Origin of the sequence: Halomonas sp. 3D7M (assembly GCF_014897885.1) — a bacterium.
Lineage (GTDB): Bacteria > Pseudomonadota > Gammaproteobacteria > Pseudomonadales > Halomonadaceae > Vreelandella.
In genome coordinates this window covers 17,958-28,977 of sequence record NZ_JABUZF010000250.1, presented here as the reverse complement: position 1 = coordinate 28,977, position 11,020 = coordinate 17,958, and the positions used below count along the sequence as shown (strand labels likewise).

Annotated in this window: 9 protein-coding genes; 5 read left to right on the top strand and 4 right to left on the bottom strand. The window is 52.6% G+C overall.

The window, feature by feature from the left end:
• Positions 1-105 precede the first annotated feature (105 nt).
• Complete coding sequence (lldD, locus tag INT22_RS15250; protein ID WP_083000277.1) at positions 106-1,260, bottom strand: FMN-dependent L-lactate dehydrogenase LldD; 1,155 nt, start codon at positions 1,258-1,260, stop codon at positions 106-108.
• Positions 1,261-1,569: 309 nt separating this feature from the next.
• Between lldD and INT22_RS15245 the strand changes: the two genes are divergently transcribed.
• The 3 genes from INT22_RS15245 to INT22_RS15235 are packed head-to-tail and all read left to right on the top strand — an operon-like array spanning position 1,570 to position 5,634.
• On the top strand, positions 1,570-2,343 hold the full coding sequence (locus tag INT22_RS15245; RefSeq protein WP_009724995.1) for a GntR family transcriptional regulator: 774 nt from the start codon (positions 1,570-1,572) through the stop codon (positions 2,341-2,343).
• Positions 2,340-4,259 carry a sensor histidine kinase gene (locus INT22_RS15240; protein ID WP_193060201.1) on the top strand — a complete coding sequence of 640 codons (1,920 nt, stop codon included), beginning with the start codon at positions 2,340-2,342 and terminating at the stop codon, positions 4,257-4,259. Before INT22_RS15245 ends, INT22_RS15240 begins: the two co-directional genes overlap by 4 nt.
• Positions 4,252-5,634, top strand: a complete 1,383-nt coding sequence (locus INT22_RS15235) for a sigma-54-dependent transcriptional regulator (protein ID WP_083000271.1) — start codon at positions 4,252-4,254, stop codon at positions 5,632-5,634. The genes INT22_RS15240 and INT22_RS15235 overlap by 8 nt, the downstream gene beginning before the upstream one ends.
• On the opposite strand, the gene INT22_RS15230 is transcribed toward INT22_RS15235, so the two are convergent.
• The 3 genes from INT22_RS15230 to INT22_RS15220 all read right to left on the bottom strand — a co-directional run bounded on the left by INT22_RS15230 (position 5,610) and on the right by INT22_RS15220 (position 8,315).
• Positions 5,610-6,281: a metal-dependent hydrolase gene (locus tag INT22_RS15230; RefSeq protein ID WP_083000269.1), complete on the bottom strand. Its 672-nt coding sequence runs from the start codon at positions 6,279-6,281 to the stop codon at positions 5,610-5,612. The two genes, INT22_RS15235 and INT22_RS15230, sit on opposite strands and share 25 nt — an antisense overlap.
• Positions 6,282-6,394: 113 nt before the next feature.
• Positions 6,395-6,931: a gamma carbonic anhydrase family protein gene (locus INT22_RS15225; RefSeq protein ID WP_083000267.1), complete on the bottom strand. Its 537-nt coding sequence runs from the start codon at positions 6,929-6,931 to the stop codon at positions 6,395-6,397.
• 43 nt (positions 6,932-6,974) lie between these two features.
• Positions 6,975-8,315 carry a sodium-dependent transporter gene (locus INT22_RS15220; protein WP_083000265.1) on the bottom strand — a complete coding sequence of 447 codons (1,341 nt, stop codon included), beginning with the start codon at positions 8,313-8,315 and terminating at the stop codon, positions 6,975-6,977.
• A gap of 223 nt (positions 8,316-8,538) precedes the next feature.
• Here INT22_RS15220 and prlC point away from each other — a divergent pair, with 223 nt between their 5' ends.
• Positions 8,539-10,587 (top strand): oligopeptidase A, encoded by a 2,049-nt coding sequence (gene prlC, locus INT22_RS15215; protein ID WP_193060202.1) that lies wholly within the window; start codon positions 8,539-8,541, stop codon positions 10,585-10,587.
• Positions 10,588-10,649: 62 nt separating this feature from the next.
• Positions 10,650-10,901, top strand: coding sequence for a YheV family putative zinc ribbon protein (locus INT22_RS15210; protein WP_009725002.1), 252 nt, complete (start codon positions 10,650-10,652; stop codon positions 10,899-10,901).
• Positions 10,902-11,020: the final 119 nt, after the last annotated feature.

The window sequence follows — 11,020 nt, the reverse complement described above, 5'->3', positions numbered from 1 at the left end:
CGTACTTTACGGATTCGCTGCCGTCTTGGCAAGGGATTTTGTAAAAAAACGCCAACATTCGTCTGTTACTCTAATGCTGGCAGCATCACCCCCTCTATTTGAGCGTTATTTAAGCGCAGGAATTGCGTCAGGAACTAATGATTCGGTGCTGAGATCAGCAATCGTTCGCGCACCGGTGAGCGTCATCGCCACCTTCATCTCTTTTTCGAATAGCTCAAGCAGGTTAGCAACCCCCGCCTCACCTGCCGCTGCAAGCGCATAGATAAAGGCACGACCTATCAATGCTGTGTCTGCACCCATGGCAATCATTCTCACTACATCTAACCCATTACGCACACCAGAATCTGCCAGGATGGACAAGTCACCCTTAACTGCATCTGCAATAGCAGGCAGGGCACGTGCAGTAGAAGGCACGCCATCCAACTGACGGCCACCGTGATTGGAAACCACAATACCATCCGCCCCAAAGCGGACTGCATCACGGGCATCTTCAGCATCCAATATGCCCTTAATAATCATTGAGCCATCCCACTGCTCACGAATCCAATCCAGATCTTTCCAGGAAATAGAGGGGTCAAAGTTATCGCCAAGCCAAGCAATATAATCCTCAAGTTCTGTCGGCTGACCACGATAATCAGACACGTTGCCTAGGTCATGCGGGCGGCCACAAACACCGACATCCCAAGCCCAAAGAGGATGCAACGCAGCCTGAAGCATACGTTTCATAGGCCCGCTTTTGCCGCTCATGCCTGAATGGGCATCGCGATAACGCGCTCCAGGCACAGGCATATCAACGGTGAAGACTAATGTTTTAACCCCTGCCGCCTTAGCACGCTCAAGCACGTGCTTCATAAAGCCCCGATCCTTCAATACATAAAGCTGAAACCAGATGGGCCGCTCCACTGCCGCTGCCACTTCTGCAATTGGACATACGGAGACCGTCGACAACGTAAACGGTATGCCCTTCTTGGTCGCTGCCCGTGCTGCCTGGACTTCACCACGCCTAGCGTACATGCCTGTTAGCCCCACCGGCGCCAAGGCAAGAGGCATTGCCATCTTTTCACCAAACAGTTCGGTTTCCAGCGATAGCGACGACATATCCTTCAACACCCGCTGCCGCAACGCGACACCCGCTAGGTCTTCAACATTGCTCCGCAACGTATGCTCTGCGTATGACCCGCCATCAGCATAGTGAAACAGAAACGGGGGGATACGACGCTTGGCAGCTTGGCGGTAGTCCGTAGGTGATGAAATGATCATGGCAGGCCCTATGCAATAAATAGATGCACTATCTATAAGTACTATCTGTAAACGGTCATCGAAGCGTCAGTATTAGGCGCTTCAGATAAAAATTGGTTTTACCAATTTACAAAAAATTATCCTCAACAGTAATGAGGCGCCGCAGTCGTGTCAAACACGCATCGCCCACCATGGCATATTTCGGTCATATACTTTAGTTATAAGTCAAATAAACGGTGCCAATAGCTATCAATTTGCTAGCCTTTTACTGTTGAGACAAATCATTAAAGCCCTTATAATTGGTCTTACCAATTATAAGGGCCTGCACTAATGACTTATCCTCCGCTCCGCCAGCAGCGCTTGGCTGATGTGATTACCGAGCGCCTTGAAGCAATGATTCTTGAAGGTAGCCTCAAGCCTGGCCAGCGCCTGCCCCCAGAAAGAGAGCTTGCTGAACGGTTTGGCGTGTCACGCCCCTCTCTACGTGAGGCCATTCAAAAGCTTGCCGCACGAGGCCTGCTTACCAGCCGCCAAGGGGGTGGTACCTTCGTGAATGAAACGCTAAACAGCGGCTACACCGACCCTTTGTTGGAGATGCTTTCCCGACACAACGAATTTCATTTGGATTTGCTTGAATTTCGCGATGCGATGGAAGGCATTTCGGCTTATTACGCCGCGTTACGCTCAACACCAGCGGACAAAGCCGTATTAATCCAGCGTTTTGAAGAACTTGATGGTGGATTTGTGGGTGCCAACCCCGCCCAAGAAGCAAAACTAGACGCAGCCTTCCACCTTGCTATTGCAGAAGCCGCTCATAACGTACTGTTACTTCACACCATTCGAGGCATTTTTCATTTATTAGAGCAAAGCATCGTTGACAACCTCGCCCATCTTTTTGCAAAGCCCGACTCGCGTTCGCAGCTAATGAAGCAACACCGAGCCCTACTAGATGCGATTTTAGAAGGGCGTGCTGAAGATGCCCGCAGCCGCGCGCACGAGCACTTAGTGTACGTTGAGGAAGGCCTTCTCGAGATGGCCAGAGCGGAAACCCGCGCCCAGCGAGCACTGCGTCGTGCCCAAGGTACCAGCAGCACACCCGCATGAGTCGCTTACTTCGCCTTTCAGGTCACCGCTGGCGGCTACTCTGGCTAATCGCGATTCCGCTAGGACTGATGCTATGCATGTGGCAGGCCGCTCAACTGGCCCGCGAGCAGGCGCTATCAAACTTACAAGACGATGCCGAAAACGAGCTGCGGCTGTCGGCCGCCAACTTAAATGGTTACCTACTGCGCTATGATTATTTGCCACAAATGCTGGCGACCAGGGAAGGCGTACAACGTTTTTTAGATTCCCCAGACAGCCAAGACCCCATGCCGCTCAACTTACTGCTTGACCGTTTTCGCTTTACCTCTGGGGTCTCAGATGTTTATTTGCTTAACCGTGACGCCGATACCATCGCCGCCAGCAACTGGCACCGCCCTAATACATTCATTGGTCAAAACTACGCGTTTCGCAGCTATTACACCGATGCCATTACCGGGGGGCAGGGGCGTTTTTATGGCTTAGGTGTACAGTCGCTTGAGCGTGGTTACTATTTCTCAGCGCCGGTGTGGCTTGATGACACCTCGCCCGATGCAAAACCCGACGGTGTTATCGTCGTCAAAGTACTGCTCGACGATGTTGAAGAGAGCTGGGCTGAGCAGGACGCTGAACTGTTTGTCACCGATAGCGACAATATTATTTTCATGGCCAGCCACCCTGAGCTGCGCATGAATGCCCTCCACCCTCTTACCGACGGCCAACGCGACAGCCTACGGGCAACTCGTCGCTATGCAATGGAGCCTTTAACGCCTTCCGGCATTGAGCTTGAAGCCCCTTACGGGGCCGATAGCTATCTTGTTAGCTTTGCTAGCGGGCCATTAAGTGGTGGGCACTATTTAAGCCTTACGCGCCCCATCCCAGAGTTTGGCTGGCAAATGCATATTTTAAAACCACTGACTCCTGTGGTGAACGCCCAGTGGATCGCGGCGCTGATGGCGGGAGGCTTATATGGCGTGGTGGCCTTGGGCGGAGGCATTGGTTGGCAACGCTTGCGTTTACGCCGAGAGAGAGAAGCGTTTGCGGAACGCGAACGACAAACCTTAGCGAGAGTACGCGATGAACTAGAAGTCAGCGTTGAGCGAAGAACACGTGATTTAGTCGCCAGTAATCAGAGGCTTTCTGGTGAAATAGAAGAGCGGCGGCGAGCAGAAGCTAATCTACGCCAAACCCAAGATGAGCTGATCCAAGCGGCAAAGCTTGCGGTATTAGGTCAATTGGCTGCCGGTATTAATCACGAGTTAAATCAACCATTAGCGGCTATTCGCGCCTACGCTGAAAATGGTCGACGGTTTATTGAACTGTCGCGGGTGGACAAAGCAGATGCCAACCTAGCGCAAATTGTCGAGCTTACCCAGCGCATGGCCGATATTAGCGCCCAGCTGCGCCAGTTTTCTCGTAAGAGCAGCGAGCGTCAGGAAACAATCTCTGTCCAAGCCTGTATTGAGTACGCCCTGCGTTTATTCCACAGCCGCTTACGTGATGATGGCATCAGGGTGGTCCAACAATGGCCAGAGGAGACGCTTTGGGTTGAGGGTGATTTAGTCCGCCTAGAGCAAGTACTGGTGAATTTGATCAGTAACGCGTTACAGGCAATGAAAGAGGTATCGTCACCCATGCTGACGCTAAGCGTAGAAATAGCACAACAGCAAGTGATGATTAGCGTTGCCGATAATGGCCCAGGCATCCCAGAACAACACTTGGGCCAGATCTTCGAACCTTTCTTCACCACGAAAGCACCCGGCAGCGGATTAGGGCTAGGACTTTCGATTTCCTCACGTATTATGGAGGATCTGGGCGGCAAGCTGCAGGTAGCGAATCAGCCCACTGGCGGGGCGCGATTCACCATTACGCTACCCTGTTCAACAACACCTAACGTACTGCAGCCATACTCAGTCAAGGAGAGTAACAACCATGCATGAGCCGTCGACGCTGCCGGTCATGGTGATCGACGACGAACCGCACCTGCGTATCACCGCCAGCCAAACACTCGAACTCGCTGGCTACACGCCTCACTGTTTTGAGTCTGCAGAACAAGCGCTTGAGGCACTACCAGCAAACTTTCCCGGCGTCATCGTGAGTGATATTCGTATGCCCGGAATGGACGGTATGGCGCTATTACATGAATTACACAGCCGCGATGCCACACTGCCGATTATCTTAATCACTGGCCACGGTGACATCTCAACCGCGGTGGAGGCGATGCGTGCAGGCGCTTGGGATTTTCTGGAAAAGCCTTTCGCTGGGGATCAGCTACTCGATGTCGTAAGGCGAGGCATCGAAAAGCGCCAGCTAAGCCTGGAAAATTTGCGCTTAAAAGCCGAGCTTGAGGTTCAGCAGGCAGCCCTTGGGCCTCGTTTAGTCGGCCGTACCGCAGTGATTTCTCGCCTAGCAGCAATGATTCAACGCATCAGCCAAGTAGAGGCTGATGTGCTCCTATTTGGCGAAACCGGCACCGGAAAAGACCTTGTCGCCCGCGCCATTCATGAACGTAGCGTCCGACGCAATAGCCCGTTTATGGCGATAAACTGCGGTGCAGTGCCAGAAAACACCATAGAGTCAGAACTGTTTGGCCATGAGAAAGGTGCTTTTACCGGCGCAGTAGAACGGCGAATTGGTAAATTCGAGCATGCCAATGGTGGCACCGTGTTCCTGGATGAAATCGAATCAATGCCATTGGCACTTCAGGTGAAGCTATTGCGCGTATTACAAGAGCGTAGCGTCGAGCGTCTTGGGGCCAACGAGACGGTGCCACTCAATATACGAGTGATTGCGGCCACCAAAGTGGACCTTAAAGCTGCTGCTGAAGAAGGGAGCTTTCGCGAAGATCTCTACTATCGACTCAACGTGGTCACCCTGCCACTGCCCGCACTGCGCGAACGACGCGAGGACATTCCCCTGCTGTTCCAGCATTTCGCCGTGGTCGCTGCCAACCGCAGTGGCTTAGAAGCCCCTACCCTGGATAGCCACTCAATTGCCGCCCTGCTGGCTCACGACTGGCCTGGTAATGTTCGCGAGCTGCGTAACCTTGCAGAGCGTTATGTGCTATTGGGAGCAGCCTTTGACTACCGTCTGGATGCGCTACTGGAAGGGGCCAACGCCGACACCGAAGAGCCCACGTTGCCGCGCCAAGTAGAGCTATTTGAAAAGAGCCTGATTAGCCAATCCCTGTCCCGCCATCATGGGCGCGTAACCGACGTATGCCGTCATCTGGGAATACCCCGCAAAACCTTCTACGACAAACTCAAAAAACACAGTTTAAGCGCTGATGATTATCGCCATAGCAGCGACCCTTGATGAAACAACTCAATCAACACGTCCCACGGTGGTACCCAGGGCACCAAGGTAAATAGCGCAATCAGCATAAAGACATTCGATAGTGGGCGGCGGCCATCGCCAAGCTTAAGTGCGGTGCCAAAAGAGCGCTTTAACCGCGCGCCTTCTAGGTCCACGCTGAAAAGTTCGTCCAGGCTTAAATGAATGATAAATCCTAGCAGTACCGCTGCACTATGGCACCAGGCCAGCCAAGCTGGCTGTGCCAGCAGATGAAAACTAAACGCGGCAGTCATCAGCGCGCACAGCACAGCCGCCATCAATGAGTGCCAAATACCTCGATGAACCGTTAGCCGTGAGAACACCACCGCCGCAAAATAACGCACGCTAACGTAAATGCCACCACACGCCACTAGCAACAAACCTGGTGTTAACCAGGGCTGCAACAACAACACACCAAGCACCAGTGAAGGCACCGATAAAAGATTAAAAATCAAACGGATAGATCGTGATCGATCAGCATCTATGTCAGGCAAAATACCGCCAAAGGCTACCAGAGCAATAATTAATAGCGCCTGAGTCGCTGGCCACCACTCAGCCTGCCAGCCAGCATAAGCCATGAGTACGCCGCCTGCTGCTGCTACCGTAATGTGCGTGCGAAAATTCGCCATTAGCGCGGCATCCTGGAAAACTGGATAAATTACCAGATTTTTGGCTGCCGCAACATGTCTATTTAAGAAAAAAAGAGTGTTAGGCCAACTGCTTAGCGCCTGTATGAAGAAATTTACTGAGCGAGGAACTGATCTTTTAACTTAACGTAGTTACCTGCCGTGTAAGGAAAGAAAGCGCGCTCTTTATCTTTAAGTGGACGCAACGCTTTCGCCGGGTTTCCCGCATATACATGACCGCTTTCCAAACGTTTGCCCGGTGTAACAACTGCGCCAGCCGCAATAATCACCTCATCCTCGACAACTGCTCCATCCATCACAATTGCCCCCATACCCACCAAAATACGGCTACCCAGCGTACAGCCATGCAAAATCGCTTTATGGCCAATGGTGACATCATCACCAATCGTCAGTGGAAAGCCATCAGGATTGAAATCGCTGGCATGGGTAATATGCAGCACGCTGCCATCCTGCACGCTAGTGCGAGCACCAATGCGGATCTGATGCATATCTCCCCGGATCACGGTCATCGGCCAGACCGAGCAGTCATCGCCCAGCTCTACATCACCTATTACCACGCTAGCGGGGTCGACATAAACCCGCTTACCAAGGCGAGGCGAAATACCTTGAAATGGTCGTAAGGCATTGCTCATTGCACACTCCTGCTTAACGCTATTGGATTAAAATATTCAAGAACTATAGCAACCCGCCGAGCAATACAATAAACGTCAGCGGAATCGACACCCAGCGGACAATATTACGCCAGAGTGCATAGCCACTCTCCCCAACACCCAATGCCTGTACAACCTGCACGCGGGGCATCACCCAGGCCGCAAAGATAGCAATCAACAGCCCACCCATAGGTAGGAAAATATCGGGCGGAATACTACTAACTAGCTCAAACACATTGCGTCCGAACAACGGCCTGAAATCGGCAAGCGTGGAAAACGAGAACGCCGAAAGCAGCCCTAACAACCATACGCTAAGCGCCACGACGGCCGTTGATATACTGCGACGCCATCCAAGCCCTTGCAGCGTTGCCACCATGGGTTCAGCGAGGTTAATCGCTGAGGTCCAGGTAGCCAATAAGAGCAACAAAAAGAATACACTTAACCAAAATGCTCCCCAAGGCAGCTCAGAAAAAGCAATTGGCAACGTCACAAACATCAACCCTGGGCCGTCAGCAGGGTCCATACCTTGGGCAAATACCACCGAAAAGATTGCAATCCCTGCTAATAAAGCGACGCTGATATCGAGCATTGCAACTGCAAACGCGGCTTTCGGTAGGCTCTGCTCATCAGGCATATAAGCCCCATAAGCCATTAGCGCGCAGGCCCCAACGGCAAGGGTAAAAAACGCATGTCCCATGGCATGCAACACCACTGAGGTCGTTACGTCGCCAAACGACGGTAAAAACAGCCATGAAAGCGCCGTACCAAATCCGTCGGTGGTCGTGGCATAACCAGCCAGTAGCAACAATAAGCCATACAGCAGCGGCATCAATAGGTTGTTCAACCTCTCTAGGCCTTTGGCAACGCCCGCCGCCACTACCGTCATGGTCATAAATAGGAATAACGAGTGGTTAAAAATCAACAGGCCTGGGTTTGCCAGAAACGCATCGAAACCCGCACCTATTTCTGCGGCACTTGCACCATCGAAATTTCCGTTTATTGAAGCGACTAAAAACTCAATCGACCAACCTGACACCACCGAGTAAAACGATAAAATACAGAAGACGGTGAAGGCTCCAAATAAGCCTAACCAGCGCCAGTGCCGAGAAGCGCCGGCTTCTACAGCCAGCCTACTCAGCGCTTGCATAGGCCCCCGTCGCCCAGCCCGGCCAATTAAAATCTCGGCCATCATTACAGGGATACCTAACAGCAGTACAAACGCCACATAGATCAATAGAAATGCCGCACCACCGTTCTCGCCTGCAACATACGGGAAGCGCCAAATATTACCCAACCCAACTGCAGCCCCCGTTACCGCTAAGATGAAGGCTCGCTTTGACCCCCAGCGCTCCAGCGTTTCACTCATCACTTGCTCCTACCATTGGTGGCACTAATTGGCGACACTAAAAGGCGGCAAGACTAGCAGGCGCTTACGCCTAGGCCAAACCCTGGTGTAAGCCACAGTATTCAGCCCAGACATTGAAACACGGCCTCACCGCCCGCACTGTGTCATTATTATTGCGTTTTTATGCGCCACTAACGTATTTAAAAACGTTACGAGTTAAAAAATTAATGCCTACGAGGTGCCTATGTCCCGCAATCCGTTGCTAGAGCCGCATGAGCTTCCCCCTTTCGCTGACATTCGCGCTGAACACGTCGTGCCTGCGGTAGAAACGCTGCTGAATGAAAGCCGGGAAGTCATTGACCGACTCGCTCAACAGGCCGCCACAGTGCCACCACATTGGGATAACTTTGCTGCGCCGCTAGAGGCTGTTAATGACCGGCTTACCCAAGCGTGGTCGCCCATCTCTCATCTCAACGGCACGATGAACACCCCCGAACTGCGGGAAGCTTATCAGGCATGCTTGGAACAACTCTCGGCGTTTAGCACCTGGATGGGACAACACGAAGGACTCTTTAAGGGCTGGCAAGCGCTTAAGCAGGGTGATGCATGGGCAAGTCTAACGCCTGCTCAGCAACGCACGGTAGAAAACACTTTACGCGATTTCCGCTTAGCCGGTGTCGATTTACCTGCTGACAAAAAGGCTCGCTACGGCGCGATTCAAGCGCGCCTCTCCACCTTATCCAACCAGTTTTCAAACAACGTGCTCGATGCTACCCAAGCTTGGCATAAGGATATTGACCACCTTGATGCACTTGCTGGCGTTCCGGAAAGCGCCCTTGATACGCTAAAAGCAACCGCCCAGGCAAAAGGCGTCGATGGCTATCGCATCACCCTAGATTTCCCAAGCTTTTTCCCCATTATCAGTTATGCCGATAACCGAGAGTTGCGGCGTGAGGTATACACCGCGTTTGTCACTCGTGCTTCCGATCAAGGCCCAGACACAGGCAAGTTCGATAACGCTCCCGTTCTTGAAGAGATTTTGGCACTCCGCCAAGAGCTCGCCCACTTGCTGGGCTTTAAGACCTACGCCGATTACTCGCTCACCACTAAGATGGCCGATTCTCCCGAGCAGGTGCTTGAGTTTTTGAATGACCTAGCTCGCCGTGCCGTTCCCCAGGCCACGGAAGAAGTCGCGGAGCTCAGCGACTATGCTCGTGAAGCATTAGGGATTGAAACGCTTGAGCCATGGGATGTGCCCTATGCCAGTGAAAAACTACGCGAGGCACGTCACTCCATCTCACAAGAGCAGCTTCGCCCTTACTTCCCAGCGCCACGGGTGGTGGATGGGCTATTCCAGGTAGTAGAACGTCTTTACGGCGTTCGCGTGGAAGCAGCACCTGATGCGCCTAGCTATCACAACGATGTTCAATACTTCCGCATTACAGAACAAGGTGAGCCGATCGCCGGTTTCTATTTGGACTTGTATGCTCGCGAAAGCAAGCGCGGCGGAGCATGGATGGCCGATTGCCGAGTACGCCGCCAAACTGAAAACGGCCTACAGCTGCCAGTGGCATTTCTGACCTGTAACTTTACCGCCCCAGTGGGCGACAAACCCGCTCTGCTAACCCATGATGAAGTCACCACGCTGTTTCATGAGTTCGGCCATGGCTTGCATCACATGCTGACCAAACAGGACATTGCCGATATCTCTGGCATTAACGGTGTTGCTTGGGATGCGGTTGAACTACCCAGCCAATTCATGGAGAACTACTGCTGGGAACGCGAAGGACTAGACCTGATCGCCAAGCATGTCGATACTGGCGAGCCCCTGCCCGCTGACCTGCTAGCGCGTTTACAGGCTGCCAAAAACTTCCAATCAGCAATGGGAATGGTGCGCCAAATAGAGTTTTCATTATTCGACTTGCGCCTGCACCATGAGCTGGAAGCGCCCAGCGCCAGTGACGTTCAAACGCTATTGGATGACGTACGTAGCCACACCTCGGTCGTGCCGACAGTTGGCTTTAACCGCTTCCAGAATAGCTTTAGCCATATTTTTGCGGGTGGCTATGCGGCGGGCTATTACAGCTACAAATGGGCGGAAGTACTTTCTGCCGATGCTTGGAGCGCGTTCGAGGAGGCAGGGATTTTTGACCCTTCCACTGGCCAACGCTTCCGTCAGGAAATTCTAGAATCAGGCGGCGTGAGGGATGCCGCCGAGCTATTTCGCGCTTTCCGAGGCCGTGAGCCAAGCGTAGAACCATTATTACGCCATAGCGGTATCCGCGCAGCCTGACGTTTATTTTCACTATCACCGGGTGCGGTATCTGTCTTGTTACCGCACCCTTGGAGCCTGTTATGTCGAGTGTGAAACGCTTTATTGCTGGGGTAACCTGCCCACGCTGCGCGGCCATGGATCGGATTCGCGCCTGGGAGCAAAACAACATTCGCTACCGGGAATGCGTTAACTGCGATTTTTTCGAGCAGTTGCCGATTGAAGATGAGGCAGCACCAGAGCTAACTACCCGCGTTAACCAAGTACGCGAAGAGCAAAAAACGCAGGATGTACAGCCCGTACGCATTCTCGACCCTGGCAAACCTAAACGTTAACCACCTATTCCAAGCATTTATGTCACCGCTTTTAATTTAAGCCTCCACCACGCTGGAGGCCAAGCCACTCCTCACTCCTCACTCCTCACTCCTCACTCCTCACTCCTCACTCATGAAAG